Consider the following 15,862-nt stretch of genomic DNA (forward strand, 5'->3'; position numbering starts at 1 on the left):
ATGGGCACAAAAGACCGGTACGAGCGGCTTCGGGAGCAGGCGACGACATCGGAACGAGACTCGTCGCCGCACACGCTGCTCGCAGTGGTCTCACTCGCGATCTCGCTGCTGTTACTGGCGCCGCTAGTGTGGGTGTTTCTCCGGGCGGGCGAAATCGAGTTCGCGCGTGCGGTCGAACTGTTGACGAGCGATACGACCGTCTCGGTGACGCTGAACACGCTGGCGCTGGTGACTGGCGTCACTGTCGCATCGATTCTTATCGGCGTTCCGCTGGCGATTCTCACCGCCCAGACGGACCTGCCGTTCAAGCGATTCTGGACGATTACGTCCGCACTGCCGCTGGTCGTCCCGAGTTATATCGGGGCCTTCGCGTTCGTTTCGGCGTTTGGCCCCCGTGGCGTCCTCGCGGACCTGCTCTCGCCGCTCGGAATTGAGCAAATTCCGACTATCTACGGCCTGCACGGCGCGATACTGGTGCTGACGCTGTTTACATACCCGTACGTGTTCTTGACCACGCGCGCGTCGCTCCTGTCGTTCGACGGGACCGTCGTCGAGGCCGCCCGGACACTGAACCACACGCGCTGGGAGGCGTTCCGCCGCGTCACGCTGCCACAGATCGCACCCGGTATCGCCGCTGGCGCGCTGCTGGTGGCGCTGTATGCCCTTTCCGACTTCGGGACACCGGCGATTATGCAGTACGACGTGTTCACCCGGATGATCTACAACGAGTTCGGCGCTCGCCGGCTTGACTATGCCTCCGTGCTCTCGATGCTGTTGCTCGTGATGGCGCTCGGTATCCTTGCCGTCGAGTCCCGCCTCAGCGCCGGGCGGGACGGTGCCTACGTCAGCAGCGGCTCGCGCCGGCCCGGGCTCATCAGGCTCGGCTACTGGAAGGTCCCGGCACTGCTGTTTTGCGGTGCCATCGCGACACTGTGTCTGGTGTTGCCCATCGGCATCCTGCTGCAGTGGCTCCTGCGCTCCGGCACGGGCTACAGTGCCGGTGGCTTTGCGTTCGAGGCGGCCTACGCCTGGAACTCGGTCGGTCTCGCGGCCGCTGCAGCCGCTATTTGTGTCGTGGCGGCGCTCCCGATAGCGTATCTCTCCGCGCGCGGCACGTCGGGTGTCTCGTCGCTTCCCGAGCGAGCTACGTATGTCGGCTACGCCGTCCCCGGTGTCGTCCTCGGGCTGGCACTGGTGTACCTTGGCCTCCGGTACGTCCCCTTCCTGTACCAGAGCGTCATCCTGCTGGTGTTTGCCTACGTGATTCGGTTCCTCCCGCAGGCCGTCGGGACGACCGAATCCTCGATTCTTCAGGTCGACCCAGGTTACATCGAGGCGGCGCGGTCGCTTGGCTATCACCCGCTTTCGGCGTTTCGGAAGGTCGTCTTGCCCCTCGTTGCCCCGGGTATCGCCGCCGGGGCCGCGCTGGTGTTCCTGACGACCATGAAGGAATTGCCGGCAACGCTGATGTTACGCCCGACGGGCTTCGAAACCTTCGTCACGTACATCTGGCTCGTCCAGGGTGCCGGCTACTACGGACAGGCGGCGGTTCCGGCCCTCGTGCTCGTTGGCCTTTCCGGACTCTCCATGCTGGTCATTCTTCGACGGGAGGACACAAGCTAATGTCTCGACAAACACGCACACAGCAAACATCGGACTTCGACGACGTGGACGCAGCGGTGGCAAACCCGAACCGGACCGTGCTGGAACTGGACGATGTCTCCAAAGACTACGGTCACGAAGTCGCCGTCGAGAACCTCTCGCTCGACGTGAAAGACGGCGAACTACTGACACTGCTGGGACCGTCCGGCTGCGGGAAGACGACGACGCTCCGGATGATTGCCGGACTGGAACGCCCCTCTGACGGACAGATATCGATCGCCGACGAAGTCATCGCCGACGGCTCCTCGTTCCGCAAGCCAGAGGAGCGAAACGTGGGCATCGTCTTTCAGGACTACGCCCTGTTCCCGCATCTCACCGTCGCCGAGAACATCGCTTTCGGCCTGACCGAGATGGAAGAAGACGCCGTCGCGGAACGGGTCGACGAACTGCTCGAGCTAGTCGACCTCTCGGCCCATCACGACAAGATGCCGAGCCAGCTTTCCGGCGGCCAGCAACAACGTGTCGCGCTCGCCCGTTCGCTGGCTCCGGAGCCAGACGTCCTCCTGCTCGACGAGCCGTTCTCGAATCTGGACGTGCGCCTGCGTGTCGAGATGCGCGAGGAGGTTCGCAAAATCCTCAAGAGAGCCGGCGTCACCGCCATCTCCGTGACCCACGACCAGGAGGAGGCACTGTCGATAAGCGACCGCGTCGCCATAATGAACGACGGGACCATCGCCCAGATCGGCGACCCCGCTGAAGTGTTTGAAAACCCCGAAAGCCGCTTCGTTGCGAGCTTCCTCGGGCAGGCGAGTTTCCTCTCCGCCCGGGTGACCAACGACCGCATCGAGACGGGGCTGGGCTCGTTCAATGTCGAGTTACTGAACGGGCCGGTCGAGGCGTACAACGGGGCGATGGTTGACGTGCTCGTCCGGCCCGACGACCTGCAGGCGATGCCGACAAACGAGTCCAAAGCCGACGGCTACGTCGTTCACCGCCAGTACAACGGCCCCTCGTTCGTCTACCGGGTCGAACTCCACAGCGGCGATGTCGTCCACTGCATGCACAACCACGTCGAGACGTTCGAACCGGGCCAGCCCGTCGAGGTTGACTTGGTCGCCGACCACGACCTGGCCTGGTATCCAACGGAATGAAGCGACTGCGCCAGCCGGGGGTACAGGCGGGGCTGGTGGCACTGCTCGGCGGGGTCGTCGTCTTCGCGCTCGCTCACGTCGTTTTTCCACATCACACAACCAACCACGACGAGGGCGTCTACCTCCAGCAGGCCGCGATGTTGCTGGAGGGACAACTGTTCATTTACCCGCCGGTCGAGGAGTCGTTCCGACCGTGGTTCTTCGTGGCCGACGGCGAGCGGCTGTATCCGAAGTACGCGCCGGTTCCGGCGGCGATGTTCGCCGTCGGGAAACTGTTAGGCGGGTACCGCGTTGCGCTCGGCCTGATTTCGACCGGCGCGCTGGCGATGACGTATCACACCGTCCGCGAGGCTTTCGACGCTCGAACCGGCGTGGTGGCGAGTGTCCTCATGCTCGGGTCGCCGCTCTTTCTGATCGACGCCTCGGTGTTCCTCTCGTACGTGCCGACGACGCTCTGGAACCTCGGCTTCGCCGCGGCGTACCTCCACGCCGACCGGACCGGAAGCCGAAAGACAGCGGCCTGTGCCGGCCTCTCGATTGGCCTCGCTTTCTTTGCGCGACCATACACCGCCGTGCTGTTTGCGACGCCGTTCATTATCCACGCGCTGTGGGCGCTCCGGACGCGGGACCCAGCGCGGTTCACGCGCCTATCGCTGACCGCTGTCGGCGGGCTCACCGGTGTCGCCGCGACGCTTGCATACAACCACGTCGTCACCGGCTCCGCCATGCTGTTCCCCTACGAGGTGTTCGCCCCGCAGGACGGGCCGGGCTTTGGCTACCGTGAGATTCTGGGCTACTCTCGGGAGTTCACGCCGGCGATGTCGCTGGATGCGAACACCGAACTCCTCTGGAAACTCGTCACCCAGTGGGTTGTCGCCGGGCCGCTTGGGACGGTGGCAGCAGCTATCGGCCTCGGGGCTGTCGTGCGCCGCGGGATAGACGGTCGACAGGCTGCGCTGGCCGGCGTCCTCCTGACGGTTCCGCTCGGCAATGGCTACTTCTGGGGCACCGTGAACATGCTCGGGGACCTCTCGGACCCGACCGACGGTCTGGTCGCCTTCCTGGGGCCGTTCTACCACGTCGATATGCTTGTTCCGCTAACTGCGTTCGGTGCTGTCGGCGTCGTGACCGTTGCCCAGTGGACGCGGCGGCTGGTCACAGAGCGGGTCAGCGCGGACCGGGTCCGCCCGGTCCTGCTCGCGGTGGCGCTGTGTGGCGCGGCGCTGGGCGGCGGCGCGGCCGTCACAACGGCGGCCGAGCCGGTTTCGGACAACTACGAAGTGACCCAGCAGTTCGAACAGGCCTACGAGCCGTTCGAGGAGCGGGACCTCGACAACAGTCTCGTCTTACTCCCAACGCCGTACGGTGACTGGCTCAATCATCCGTTCCAGTCAGTCCGCAACGACCCGGGCTTCAACGGCGACACAGTCTACGCGATGCAACACAGACAGTTCGAAGTTATCGACGCCTACCCGGACCGAACCTACTACCGCTACGTGTTCCGCGGCGAGTGGGTCCCGTATCTGGGGCTGCCCGTCGAACCGCGACTCCAGCCGGTGTCTGTGGCGGAGGGCGAGACGGTTCGGACAGATGTATCGGCGGCAGTTCCGGAGCAGGCCGCGCTGGTTTCGATGCGGCTCACAAGCGAGGGTGAGAACGACTATGCGACGGTTATTGGAGTTGACAAGCTCGATTTGCAGCTCTCGACCGACCAGAATCGGACACGGCTCACCGGCGACGGCATCGACGAGCAGGTCGGCGTGCCGACGCCGGAAGACGGGTCGGTCACGCTCATCATGTTCGTCGACTACGGCACTGGCGCAGGGTTCGAATACCGGGCGGAACTCCCAGTTGCACAGACGGACGGCGGCGTCCGGACGCTGACGCCGCGGCTCGAAGTCTGTAAGGATCAGCGCCGCTGTGACGGCGAAGCAGCTTACGTCCCGGGCGCGCACCGCGATGGAATCGGCATGAACGCAACCACGACGGCGGAAAATACGTGAAACTAATCGATGACTGACTACGAACTCACCAGACGTGACGCACTGAAAGCGCTCGGCGCGGCGGGTGTCACCGTCACCGGTGGCGCGGCGGCGCTCGCCTGGAACGAGTCCGAAGACGACGATACTGTCGAGTCAGCCGAGGACGACGCTGATGCGTCCGAATCGGAGTTCGGCGAGCACGAGCGCGAGACGTACCGCGCCGTCGCCGCTATTGTCTATCCGAGCGAGGTGGCAGGCGTACAGGAGTTCGTCGACAGCTACGTCGCCGGACGGGTCGAGGCAGACCCCGAGCGGGCGGCGGACATGGCGACCGCTGTTGCAGATCTGGACGCCTACACCAGAGAGTGGGAGGACACCGTCTTCACTGCGTTAGACACAGAGACGCAGGAAGAAACGCTGCGAGGAATGGGTGTCAACGCTTCCGACCCGGACCCACATGGCGACCCGCGACACCGCGTGCGATACTACCTCGTCAACGACCTCCTGTTTGCGCTGTACAGTTCGCCGACGGGCGGCGAGCTTGTCGGTATCGAGAATCCGCAGGGCTACCCCGGCGGAACGAGTAGCTATCAGCAGCCACCGAACGACCGGTAAGCCGGGTCCCGGCGGCGATTGCTCGGTCCGTTAGCGGAACCGTTCTTCGAGCGCGACCCGAACGATAGACTTTGCGATGGCGGCCCCGCCGGAGAACGGGTCGAGTTTCGTCTCGCCTTTCCGCTCGTCGTACTCGATAGGACGCTCACGCACGTCGTACCCGCGCATCAGCGGCCGCATGAGGAGTTCGGCCGAGAGTCCGGTGTTTTCGGTCCAGACGATTTTCTGGAGGACCTCACGGCGGTAGGCGCGCATTCCGGTGGTCGTGTCGTGGACGCGCTTGCCCATGAGCACGCTTGCGAGCAGGGCAAACAGCTCGTTCCCCAGCTTGTTCATCGCAGGCATCTGTTCGGCCCCGTAGTACAGCCGGTCGCCGCTAACGACGTCGGCCCCGTCGTTTATCTCCGCGAGGAAGTCGGGCAGGCGTTCCATCGGATACGTGTCGTCACAGTCCGTCGTGACGACGACCGGCCGATCCGGTGTCAACACGGCTTCACGGACCGCCACGCCGTACCCCTGTGGTTCCTGTTCGAGGACTGTCGCACCGTGGTCGCGGGCGATCTCCGGTGTCCGGTCGCTGGACCCGTCAACACAGATGACTTCCGCGCGCCCGTCGGTCACTGTCGCGATATCATCAAGAACGGTGCCGATCGCTTCTTCTTCGTTGTACGTCCCCATGACGACCGCGAGGTCGTCGAACGTGTAGCCGCCCAGTCCTTCGGTCCGCGAACCCTGAATAGCCATTGCTCATCCGTCAGAACCCACGGTTCTTGAATGTTTAGGTTTGCCAAAATCAGCGGTCGGCGAGATACGTCTCTATCGGGGTTGCATCCTCCCAGAGATGCGCAAAGAGGTCTCTTGCCCATAAAATCGCGCTATCCGCTTCCGAGACTATCTTCGCTGACGGCCAGGCTCCGTCGAGTTCTGGAAGCGTCAGAATCATCCAGTCGTCGGCGACGGCGAGTGCGTACGGGACCGGCGTGACACGAACGGTCGTCTCCTCGTACCGATTCGTATCCAGTGAGACGGACTCCTTGCCGAGGATTTCGTCGATGACAGCACAGCTCACCACAAGCCTCGAATCGGCGTTGTCTGGCATCGCAGCCTCGTACTCAGGGTGGTAGACCGGCGAGACAACATCGCAACTAGAGACACTCTCAACGCGGGTGACGACTTCGCGGACGGGACGGTTGATATCAGTCTGTGTGCCGCGGACGACCGTGTATTCGTCAAGTTCAGGCAGGCGACACCGGAACGGCTGTGGCAGCACTGACGTATCGTGGGACTCCCAGTACTGGGGAGCCACAGCGAAAAGTTCCTCAAGACGGTGCTGGCGGTGGATCGTATCGGCGACCAGACGGCCAGTGCCGGTCAGTTGCCACCCGTCATCCATCGAGGTGACCAGACCGCGGCCTTCGAGGTTCGAAAGCGCATCGTAGATCGCTGACTCGCTGGCAGTGACTGCTGACAGCAGTTCGTTGGTGGCCTTGGCTCTGGGACACAGCGAACCGATGATGTCCGTCCGGACGGACGACGTTCGGACGTACTGAATAAGCGATTCTACGCCCATACTGTCCCCATATACTATAGCTCATATTTTTCGTACATATCAGTTTCCATTTGTAATGGAATGTTCTTCAGATGGGACACTATTCTCCCGGGCACTGGATATTATTGCAGCCAATGTGTCCATCTTTTTTACCGCTCACGACGCAGACACTGTTGCTGTCCACGCAAGACCACGTCCCCGCTGAACGCAATGGAGCACGCTGGTCTCGTGGAATTGCCACGTTCGGGCCCGGCGATGTCGTGCCTCTGACATACTTCGCCAGCCCGAAGGGTCATGCAATCGCCGTGGGTTGCCCACCCACGGTGCTCATTGTCTCAGCGGTCGACTCGTCCAGCCGCGTCCGTTTAGTATGGACTGCTGTCCATTGTTCCCGTATCGACTGTCTATACTCGGGCAGCCATCGTGAGAAACAGCGACAGCCGACAGGACAGGATCAGTTCTCTGGCGGTTCGTCCGTCCCGATTCGGATCTCGTACGCTTCGATATCCTCGAACGCAGCGACCTGTCCACCGACCTCGACCGGCCCATCGGCCGTTTCAACGACCAGCGTCGCGACCTCGCGGTTCGAACTGAACGACGCCTGATCCACTTTGCCCTCGATGACCCGGTGGTCGCCCGTCTCTACGTCCCGGCCCTCGATAGTCGCGTAGAACTCCCCATCTAGTGTCATCAAATCAGAGATACAGCGCCGTATCGTCCCGTAGCGGCGCGGGAACGGCAGCGCTTCGCCGTCACTGGCAATCGTTTCGGCAGTCGTCCACAGCACCGTGTTAAGAAACCCGGACACCAGAAATCCGAGTTCCGACCGATTGAAGATGACGCCGTACCGGTCCGTGTCACCGCGGACGCTCTCGCGGGTGGCATACATCGAGTAGTTTCCATCGGCGACAGCGACGACCGGTGTCGTGATACCGCGACGAGCCTTCACCGTGGTCGCGATGGATTCGTAATCGAACCGCGCCGGGTCGGGAGCGTCGACGCCCGGTGAAATGAGGATCTCGATAGCGATGCCGGACTGCCTCCGGCTTGCCAGTCTGTCTTCGAACCGCTCTAACAGGGCCGGGGTCAGCGACAGCGTCAGTTCGTACTCGGCCGTTTCGATTATGTCTTCGAGGTACCGGAGTATCGTCGGCCGGGATTTGACGAGCGAAACAGCTTCGGGCTCTCGGGCGGGCGCCGTGTAGCGCGAGGACAGGTCGTCAACGAGGTCATCAAGCGAGTCCTGTATGCCCTCGAACGCTTCCCGCGGATCGATAGCCAGGACCTTCATCGGTCGGGACTCCTTGAGTTCGACCAGCCCAACATCGCTGAGGCTTCGAACCGTATCGTACACCCGCGGCTGTGGAATGTCCGTGTTCTCCGATATCTCCGACGCTGTCAGCTCGCCGTGTTGCAACACGGCCAGGTAGGCTGAAATCTCGTATTCGCCGAGATTGAACCGCGCAATTACCTGTTCGAGCGATGCTTCCAAGTCGTCACTAGACATAGTGTGGCGTTTGCGAGTCGAGTACTAAGAACTTCGGCACTCTCCTCAGCAGACAATTTCAGGCCCAGTCGCGCGCCTATCCGCTACTGTTCACTGTTCCGTCACAGCGGCCACCTGCGGACCCCGATTGTTCGAGTTGCTACAGCGAAAAAACTGCGCGCTGCGATGCGCTATTAGTAGGCGTTGGAGATCTGTGAGACGACGTCCGCGGGCGCAGCACCGGAGTTCAGCGACGAGATAGCGGATTCAAGCGAGGACTTGACTGCCGGCGGTGCGGCCAGGCCGTGTGCCACAGACGGCGGCTGGGCATCGCTGTTCTGGAAGTCCTCTATCTGGTCTTTGGAGAAGTCGTTGAACGGGTCGGTGTCCACGTCAGTCCGCGGCGGAATCGACCCCTTCTTCGGGTTGAAGATCTCCTGTGCCTCTGACGTCCCGACGAACTGGCACCACAGCGTGGTCGCTTCCGGGGACGGGTTGTTGACCGGATACGGGAACGAGTCCATGTTGAGTGCGTAGTTGCCGTCGGTACCCGGGAATGTCACATGGTCCCACTCCTCGCCGTACGTGAGGTCGTTCGTGATGTACGTTCCGGCCGCCCAGTCACCCTGGTGGAGGAACGCCGCTTCGCCGTTGATGACCTGGTTGTTGGCCTCGGTCCAGGAAATCGACCCGGCGTCGCTCGGGATGTAGTCGAGATAGGACTGCGTGGTCTCGACTGCCGACTCCAGCGCGTCGCTGTTGGCGTCGACTTCGCCGTTCTGGAAGATGGCGCTGTAGGTCTCGGCGTCCGTTTCGCCGAGGAGGACCGTCGCGAACATCTGGAAGCTGGACCACGGTGACCCGGTCTGGTGTGCCATTCCGGTGTAGCCAGCCTCGTCGACCGTCGCCATTGCGTCGACGAGGTCAGACGGCGTTTCGAGGGATGTCGGGTCGACCCCGGCGTCCTCGACGACCTCAACGTTGTAGAAGAGGTTGTTGATCCGGTGGATGTTGAGCGGAACCGTCACGTAGTTTCCGGCGGGCTGAGCCGCGTCTTTGACACCCTGAAGGTACGCGTCCTCCATGCTGTTCTCCGACCACACGGAGTCGCCGATGTCCTTCAGCAGGTTCGCATCGGTGAAAGGCATCAGATTGTTTCCGGGCCAAGCCTGCCACGTACTCGGGTGGTTGCCGTTTTGCACTCGTGTCCGGATGTTCGCCTGCAGGTTGTCACCGGCACCGCCGGCGATGAGGTTCTCGTCGAACGGAACGTCCGGGTGTTGCTCCTTGAAGGCGTCCATGACGGACTGAATCGCTTCCAGTCCGTCGCCTTCACCCCACCAGTGGGCGACCTCAAGTGTGCTGTACTGTGTCCCGCTGTCAGTACTGCTGTCACCGCTGCTGCCGTCACCACTGGTACTGTCACCGCCGTCGCCACTGCTGCCGTCGCCGCTGCTGCCGTCGCCGCCGTCACTCCCACCGCAGCCAGCCAGCGAGGCCGCACCTGCTGCACCAGCAATCCGAAGAGCGTTACGCCGCGTCAACCGTTTATTTGAATTGTCGTCAGTCATGGTTGCACCAATACCTCATAATTCCTTATTGAAGATTCGCACTTAATACTTCTGTATAGCGAAAGTCAGCATTTGACATTCGAATCAATCCCGATAAATCATCTATATCTCCCGAATTTTCGGGTCTGAATGGTGGAACAAATTAATCGTATGCGAGTAAATACCTCACCATCTTACATCTATTATCTTACATATTCCCGATGTATCCTCTTCTGGATGGGGTATATCCAGGCCATACTGCGGCGAAAAAGCTCGGGCGCGGTTGTACCCGAGGACTTACAGCGAATCGAACTCGACGACTGCTTTTATTTGATCGTCCCCATCCTCGAAGGCAGCCTCGACGTGTTCCGGGTCGGTAACCGTCGTGACTAAATCATCGAGCAGCCACGCCGGAAGTTCCTGTAAGGTCTCGACGGCGTCCTCGAAGTGCGAGACGTGTGAGTTGACCGTGCCGATGAGACATTTGTTGTGCAAGACGATCTCGTTGTGTAGCGAGCCGCCATCGACTTCGAACTCCCACGGCTCCGGGATGCCGAGCAACACGCCGACCCCGTTCTGGTCGAGCGCCTTGACCGTCTGGAACGCGTGGGGGGCGAACCCGGTCGCCTCGTAGATGTAGTCCATCGCCTCGTAGGCATCCGGAAGTTCGTCCACCGGTGTCTCGCGGGAATCGACGTACGTGCTGCCGATCTCGTCGATGATGTCGACCGTCGGGTCAGGGCGGTCCCGCCGACCGACACAGTACGTCCGGTCGTACTCCTGGTCGAGCATCCACAGCGTCAACAGTCCGAGCGACCCGTTGCCCAGCACGCAGGCGGAGTCCGGTCGCCAGTCGAACGGTTCCCGCGTCGCATACGCGTGCTCGTTGGCCTTCTCGGTGATAGAGAGCGGCTCAACGAGGAAGCCGTACTCTGCGACCGATTTGGGGACCGGGACGAGGAAATCCGCCGGCGACGTGAAGTACTCGGCCATGAAGCCGTGGTCGCCGACAATGCCCCGTTCCGTGTACTCGCCGTCCGGTGCCATATCTGGCTCACCCCGGCGGAAGTACTCGTTCGTTTCGCCGTTCGGTTTCCGTCGGACGGTCGGTGCGACGACCTGCCCCGCCTCGAGCCCCGTGCCATTGGGCTCTTCGACGACGCCGACCGCCTCGTGTCCGAGAATCATGTGGTCTGCCCCGTCGGGGAACCCACCGTGGGACCCGTTCAGGACTTCGTGGTCTGTGCCGTCAACACCAACGCGGAGTGTGCGGACGAGTGCCTCGCCCGGGTCAGGCGACGGTCGCTCCCGCTCTAAGAGCTGTGGACCGTCGTCGTCCCGCGTAACACCAATCACTTTCATGCCAGGCAGAGAGTGAGAACACTGGGGATTAAGTCTTTCTTCAGGTCTCTGTCCTACCGATGCTGACGGCCGCACCAGTTTCGCTGGAGCGGTAGATTCCGTCCATCACGCGCTGGACCCGTAGCGCCTGCTCGACGGTGTTCATCGATGGTGGCGTCCCGTCGCGGACTGCCGAGACGAACCGTGCCTGCTCCTTTCGCTGTGGGTCAGACCGCTGTGTCTCGATGTCGGTTGTCCGGTGGTGCATCCGGCCAGTATCGGCCGTTTCGAACAGTGTCAGCGACTGGTCTGCGAGGTCGAGCTTCGCGCCTGCGTCCGTCCCGCGAACGTAGTACTCCTGACTGTCCGGTCGGTTCGTCGCCCACGCAACCTCCAGAGATATCGTTGTGCCGTCGCCACAGCGGATAAACGCGCTGGCGGAATCGTCGACGCTGAACTCGGCTGCGTCCTGATCCTCGCCCCACATCTCGACGTAGGCGTACTCCTCGTCGATGCCGAACTGAGCGCGGGTGTCACCCGACACCTCGACGACGTCCGGATGGCCGGCGACGTGCAGCGCCAGGTCGATAGCATGGGCACCAATATCGATGAGCGACCCGCCACCCGCCACGTCGTTGCGCGTGAACCACGACCCGCGGCCGGGAACGCCACGACGCCTGATGTAGTTCGCTTCGATATGTGACACCGCACCGATGTCGCCCGCGTTTCGGTAGCCCACAAGCGTCTCGACCGGGTCGGCAAAGCGGTTGTGGAAGCCGACCATGCAGAACCCGTCGGCCACTTCAGCAGCCGCAGCGATCCGTTCGGCGCTTTCGAGCGTGTGTGCCAGCGGCTTCTCGACAAGCACGTCAAGCCCCGCCTCAAGCGCCGCCACGACGTACTGCTCGTGGTATCTGTTCGGCGTCGTCACCAGCACGGCATCCACCGTCTCAAACATCGCCGCGGCTTCCTCGTACACTGCCGCGTCGTACGTTTCGGCGAACCGGCGGCGCGCATCGGCATCGACGTCGACGCCCGCCGCTATCGAGACCGGCTGGTCGAGTTGTCGGAGGTTCCGACAGTGAATGTCCGCGATGTTCCCCAGTCCGATGATGCCTATCCGAACGGTCTCAGTCATTGGTAAAAGGTGTCACAAAATTGGATTAATACAACTGCTGTTCACGCTCTTCACGTTCCTCTTCCTGTTCCTGTTTCGCCTTCTCACGGCGTCGGCCGCGCCGATACTGAATGATTCCGGGGACGATTTTGTTCTTCAGATCGAGGACGAACGACACGATACCGTACGCCCAGAAGAAAAACAGCACGAGCATCCCGCTCCAATACAGCATCGCGAGGTGGCTACTCATATCAGTCGTCTGATTCTACTTCGCTACTGGATGCAGTACCTTCGGCCTCGTACGGGATGAGGTCGTGGACAATCGCCTCTCCGGTAGCCGAGTCAAACAGGTGAACGTTCCGTCGGTCGATGACGACCCCCAGCTCTTCGTCCTCTTCAAGATCCGAGTCGGGGTCGATACTCATCAGCAACTGGTCGTTCGTCGCCAGTTCCTGAGACATCGACGTTTCGCCGTCGCCCAGCAGCAGGTAGGCGAATATTTCGTCGCCCATGGGTTCGAGAATGTCTGTCGTCGCCGTAATCATTCCCGAGGGATCGGGAACCTCCGACTGGAGGTCGCCCGGATAGATGTCCTCCGGGCGGATGCCAAGCGTCACATTGTCACCGACTCCAACACCTTCGATAGACGACGGATTGAACTCGAGCGAGAAGTTCGGCGTCTCCAGTGTGGTCTCAGTGACTGTCCCTTCGACGAAGTTCATCGACGGCGAGCCGATGAACCCGGCGACGAAGAGGTTATCCGGCTCGTTGTAGCAGGTCAGCGGCGGGTCGATCTGCTGGAGCTGGCCCGAATCGAGGACGGCGATCCGGTCTGACAGCGTCATCGCCTCCTCCTGGTCGTGGGTCACGTAGATGATAGTCGTGTCCAGCTCCTTGTGCAGGCGCTGGAGCTCTGTTCGCATGTGGACCTTGAGCTTCGCGTCAAGATTCGCCAGCGGCTCGTCCATCAGGAACACGTCGGGCTCGCGCACGATAGCGCGGGCGATGGCAACGCGCTGACGCTGTCCACCGGACATCTCCTCGGGCATCCGGTTGAGCATCCCCTCTAGCTGGACGATGTCCGCGGCTCGCTCGACCCGTCGGTCAATCTCGTCCTGTGGATAGTCCCGCAGCCGCAGCCCGAAGGATATGTTGTCGTACACGTCCATGTGCGGGAACAGCGCGATGTTCTGGAACACCATCGCGATGCCGCGGTCCTTCGGCGGGAGGTTCGTCACCTCGCGGTCGCCGATGTATATTTCACCCTCGGTCGGGATGGTGAGCCCGGCGATGGTCTCCATCGTCGTCGACTTCCCGCAACCCGAGGGGCCGACGAAGCAGATGAACTCGCCGTGGTCGATGTCGAGGTTCATGTCGTCGACCGCGGTGACCACGTCACCCTGGTCGTCGTAGCGTTTCGTCACGTGTTCGAGTCGTACTCTTGCCATTGTGTTACTCTTTGAGTGCGCCTGAGGTCAGTCCGCTGACGATGCGTTCCTGTGCGACGATAACGAGGATGACGACGGGGAGGACCCCGACGATGCTCGCGGCCGCCATGAGGTTGAACTGCGTCGTGTACTGGGTCTGGTAGCTGAGAATCCCGCCGACGATCGGCGACCATTTCGCCGCCTCCGGCGAGGTTGCCATGATCGAGCTGAAGAAGTACTCGTTGTAGACGGCGATGAACGTCAGCACGGCCGCGGTCGCCACGCCCGGCGCGGACAGCGGCATGATGACCCGGAACAGCGCGCCCAGTCGTGTCGTTCCTTCGACCCGCGCGGCGTCCTCCAGCCCGTCGGGAATCTGGCCGTAGAACGTCGTCAGGATGAAGATCGACAGCGGCATGAACAGCGCGCTGAACGGCAGCACCATCGACCCTGGCGTGTTCAGCAGCCGTGGTGGGGTAAACAGCGGAATGGACGTGAACGGAACCGTAATCGGCGCGTTACCGGCAAACGCCTGAAACAGCGGGATGACGAACGCGGCCGGCGGGAAGTAGCTGATTGCCAGGATACCGAGCATCAGCAGTGCGCGGCCGGGGAACCGAAGGCGGCCGAACACGTAGCCGGCGAGGCTGGCGACGAACAGCACGATGACCGTCGTCGTGACCGCCAGCGCGAAGCTGTTCAACATGTACAGGTGGAACGGCACCTGTTCGAAGACGGTGACGAACGCACCCGGGTTGAAGCCCTTCGGAACTGGCAGCGGGAACGTCCCGCTGACGCCGAAGAGGTTCACCGTCGGGAGGAAACTGCCCGAGAGCAGGTTTCCTTCGGGAGTCACCGCCAGCACGATGAGCCAGTAGAAGGGGAACAGCGTCGTCACCAGGAAGAAAATCATGGCCACGTAGAACAGCGCCCGGTACACTTTTTCGGGGTCCTGAATGGCGCTCTGGGTCCAGCGCTGTAGCGGTCCGTCGCTCGACTGCTCCTGAGTGTCGGTTGACGTAGCCATGTTAGATCGCGTCCTCCCCTTGCCAGACGATGAGTCCCATCACGACGATACCGATAATCGCGGCCGTCACAAACGCGATGGCCGCGGACGTCCCTTCACGGGTGGTGAACGTCGCGACGACCATGCATGACAGCGACGGCACGACGGTACAGCTCGACACCGTATCGATGATGCCGTACACACGCATCGCCTGCACCGACCGGAACAGCACGGCGACGCCGATGGTCGGCAGAATAAGCGGGAACGTAATGAGCTTGAACTGCTGCCATTTCGTCGCGCCGGCGACCTTCGCCACGTCGTACAGGCCTCTGTCGATGCTCTGGAGCCCCGCCAAAATGAGCAGGGCCATGAACGCCGACGTCTTCCAGATATCGGCGACGATGATGATAAACGTCGCACTTGCCGTGTCGTTGAGCGTGTTCGTCGGCGCGAGCAATCCAAGGTCAGCAAGCGGTGGCGTCAGGAACCCGACGTTCGAATTGAACATCAGGAAGAATATCATCCCCTGAATAACGATAGGGACAGCCCACGGGATGATGATGGCCGCGCGAATCCACCGCCGCCCGTAGAAGTCCTGGTCGAGGATGAGTGCCTGTCCGAGGCCGATGAGTGTCTCGAACAGTACACTCACGACGGCGAAGATTATCGTGACGACCAGCGCGCTGTTCAGCAATGCACTCGTGCCAACTCCTTCGGGAAGGAATGTCGTTCCGCCCGGCAGGTACCGGTTCTTTTCGCCAGTGAACAGTTCGACGTAGTTCCCAGCGCCGACGAAGGTAGTGCTTGAAAAGTCCGCCGAGAGCGCGAACAGCGACAGCTCGAAGGTGCGCAACAGCGGGTACAGCGCGACGATGCCCAGAAGGACGAACACGGGCACCAACAGCAGATACGCGTACTGCGTGTCGCTGAGGTTCTCCATCCACCGCATCACGCTGACGAGTGCCCCCGAGCGTCTGGATTCACGGCCGGTTTCTGTACTCATTCGGTTACCTCCGTCCGTCGTTTGAATGTGTCA

The 15,862-nt window shown here is 61.9% G+C and carries 14 protein-coding genes; 4 read left to right on the forward strand and 10 right to left on the reverse strand.

Going from position 1 to position 15,862, the window contains the following annotated elements; genetic code table 11:
• The 4 genes from BDK61_RS09430 to BDK61_RS09445 are packed head-to-tail and all read left to right on the forward strand — an operon-like array spanning position 1 to position 5,350.
• Positions 1 to 1,623, forward strand: coding sequence for an ABC transporter permease (locus BDK61_RS09430; RefSeq protein ID WP_004961311.1), 1,623 nt, complete (start codon positions 1 to 3; stop codon positions 1,621 to 1,623).
• Positions 1,623 to 2,753: an ABC transporter ATP-binding protein gene (locus BDK61_RS09435; protein WP_121303086.1), complete on the forward strand. Its 1,131-nt coding sequence runs from the start codon at positions 1,623 to 1,625 to the stop codon at positions 2,751 to 2,753. The genes BDK61_RS09430 and BDK61_RS09435 overlap by 1 nt, the downstream gene beginning before the upstream one ends.
• On the forward strand, positions 2,750 to 4,756 hold the full coding sequence (locus tag BDK61_RS09440; protein ID WP_121303087.1) for an ArnT family glycosyltransferase: 2,007 nt from the start codon (positions 2,750 to 2,752) through the stop codon (positions 4,754 to 4,756). The genes BDK61_RS09435 and BDK61_RS09440 overlap by 4 nt, the downstream gene beginning before the upstream one ends.
• Before the next feature lie 9 nt (positions 4,757 to 4,765).
• Positions 4,766 to 5,350 (forward strand): gluconate 2-dehydrogenase subunit 3 family protein, encoded by a 585-nt coding sequence (locus tag BDK61_RS09445; RefSeq protein WP_121303088.1) that lies wholly within the window; start codon positions 4,766 to 4,768, stop codon positions 5,348 to 5,350.
• Between the two features lie 30 nt (positions 5,351 to 5,380).
• Here the strand turns inward: BDK61_RS09445 and BDK61_RS09450 are convergent, their stop codons facing one another.
• The 10 genes from BDK61_RS09450 to BDK61_RS09495 all read right to left on the reverse strand — a co-directional run bounded on the left by BDK61_RS09450 (position 5,381) and on the right by BDK61_RS09495 (position 15,829).
• The gene (locus BDK61_RS09450; RefSeq protein WP_121303089.1) at positions 5,381 to 6,094 is read right to left on the reverse strand and encodes a dolichyl-phosphate hexose transferase; all 714 of its coding nucleotides are present in this window, start codon (positions 6,092 to 6,094) and stop codon (positions 5,381 to 5,383) included.
• A gap of 49 nt (positions 6,095 to 6,143) precedes the next feature.
• On the reverse strand, positions 6,144 to 6,920 hold the full coding sequence (locus BDK61_RS09455; RefSeq protein ID WP_011223312.1) for a helix-turn-helix transcriptional regulator: 777 nt from the start codon (positions 6,918 to 6,920) through the stop codon (positions 6,144 to 6,146).
• 433 nt (positions 6,921 to 7,353) lie between these two features.
• Positions 7,354 to 8,406: an HTH-type sugar sensing transcriptional regulator TrmB gene (gene trmB, locus BDK61_RS09460; protein WP_004961299.1), complete on the reverse strand. Its 1,053-nt coding sequence runs from the start codon at positions 8,404 to 8,406 to the stop codon at positions 7,354 to 7,356.
• A 173-nt stretch (positions 8,407 to 8,579) separates the two neighbouring features.
• Complete coding sequence (locus BDK61_RS09465; protein WP_011223313.1) at positions 8,580 to 9,956, reverse strand: ABC transporter substrate-binding protein; 1,377 nt, start codon at positions 9,954 to 9,956, stop codon at positions 8,580 to 8,582.
• Positions 9,957 to 10,232: 276 nt separating this feature from the next.
• Entirely contained in the window at positions 10,233 to 11,297 is a 1,065-nt protein-coding gene (locus BDK61_RS09470) for a glucose 1-dehydrogenase (protein ID WP_004961295.1), read from the reverse strand.
• A gap of 40 nt (positions 11,298 to 11,337) precedes the next feature.
• Positions 11,338 to 12,414: a Gfo/Idh/MocA family protein gene (locus BDK61_RS09475; protein ID WP_121303090.1), complete on the reverse strand. Its 1,077-nt coding sequence runs from the start codon at positions 12,412 to 12,414 to the stop codon at positions 11,338 to 11,340.
• Between the two features lie 25 nt (positions 12,415 to 12,439).
• Entirely contained in the window at positions 12,440 to 12,643 is a 204-nt protein-coding gene (locus tag BDK61_RS09480) for a hypothetical protein (RefSeq protein WP_005534343.1), read from the reverse strand.
• A gap of 1 nt (position 12,644) precedes the next feature.
• Complete coding sequence (locus BDK61_RS09485) at positions 12,645 to 13,841, reverse strand: ABC transporter ATP-binding protein (RefSeq protein WP_121303091.1); 1,197 nt, start codon at positions 13,839 to 13,841, stop codon at positions 12,645 to 12,647.
• Between the two features lie 4 nt (positions 13,842 to 13,845).
• Complete coding sequence (locus BDK61_RS09490; RefSeq protein ID WP_004961287.1) at positions 13,846 to 14,847, reverse strand: carbohydrate ABC transporter permease; 1,002 nt, start codon at positions 14,845 to 14,847, stop codon at positions 13,846 to 13,848.
• A 1-nt stretch (position 14,848) separates the two neighbouring features.
• Complete coding sequence (locus BDK61_RS09495) at positions 14,849 to 15,829, reverse strand: carbohydrate ABC transporter permease (RefSeq protein ID WP_007190355.1); 981 nt, start codon at positions 15,827 to 15,829, stop codon at positions 14,849 to 14,851.
• Positions 15,830 to 15,862: the final 33 nt, after the last annotated feature.

Origin of the sequence: Haloarcula quadrata, from assembly GCF_003634715.1 — an archaeon.
GTDB classification, from domain to species: Archaea; Halobacteriota; Halobacteria; order Halobacteriales; family Haloarculaceae; genus Haloarcula; species Haloarcula marismortui.

Excerpts from the sequence above, each read along its gene's own strand:
- BDK61_RS09450 (WP_121303089.1), bottom strand. The coding sequence starts at position 6,094 with ATGGCTATTCAGGGTTCGCGGACCGAAGGACTGGGCGGCTACACGTTC.
- BDK61_RS09430 (WP_004961311.1), top strand. The coding sequence starts at position 1 with ATGGGCACAAAAGACCGGTACGAGCGGCTTCGGGAGCAGGCGACGACA.
- BDK61_RS09490 (WP_004961287.1), bottom strand. The coding sequence starts at position 14,847 with ATGGCTACGTCAACCGACACTCAGGAGCAGTCGAGCGACGGACCGCTA.
- BDK61_RS09480 (WP_005534343.1), bottom strand. The coding sequence starts at position 12,643 with ATGAGTAGCCACCTCGCGATGCTGTATTGGAGCGGGATGCTCGTGCTG.
- BDK61_RS09465 (WP_011223313.1), bottom strand. The coding sequence starts at position 9,956 with ATGACTGACGACAATTCAAATAAACGGTTGACGCGGCGTAACGCTCTT.
- BDK61_RS09435 (WP_121303086.1), top strand. The coding sequence starts at position 1,623 with ATGTCTCGACAAACACGCACACAGCAAACATCGGACTTCGACGACGTG.
- BDK61_RS09475 (WP_121303090.1), bottom strand. The coding sequence starts at position 12,414 with ATGACTGAGACCGTTCGGATAGGCATCATCGGACTGGGGAACATCGCG.
- BDK61_RS09485 (WP_121303091.1), bottom strand. The coding sequence starts at position 13,841 with ATGGCAAGAGTACGACTCGAACACGTGACGAAACGCTACGACGACCAG.
- BDK61_RS09440 (WP_121303087.1), top strand. The coding sequence starts at position 2,750 with ATGAAGCGACTGCGCCAGCCGGGGGTACAGGCGGGGCTGGTGGCACTG.
- BDK61_RS09495 (WP_007190355.1), bottom strand. The coding sequence starts at position 15,829 with ATGAGTACAGAAACCGGCCGTGAATCCAGACGCTCGGGGGCACTCGTC.
- BDK61_RS09445 (WP_121303088.1), top strand. The coding sequence starts at position 4,766 with ATGACTGACTACGAACTCACCAGACGTGACGCACTGAAAGCGCTCGGC.
- trmB (WP_004961299.1), bottom strand. The coding sequence starts at position 8,406 with ATGTCTAGTGACGACTTGGAAGCATCGCTCGAACAGGTAATTGCGCGG.
- BDK61_RS09455 (WP_011223312.1), bottom strand. The coding sequence starts at position 6,920 with ATGGGCGTAGAATCGCTTATTCAGTACGTCCGAACGTCGTCCGTCCGG.
- BDK61_RS09470 (WP_004961295.1), bottom strand. The coding sequence starts at position 11,297 with ATGAAAGTGATTGGTGTTACGCGGGACGACGACGGTCCACAGCTCTTA.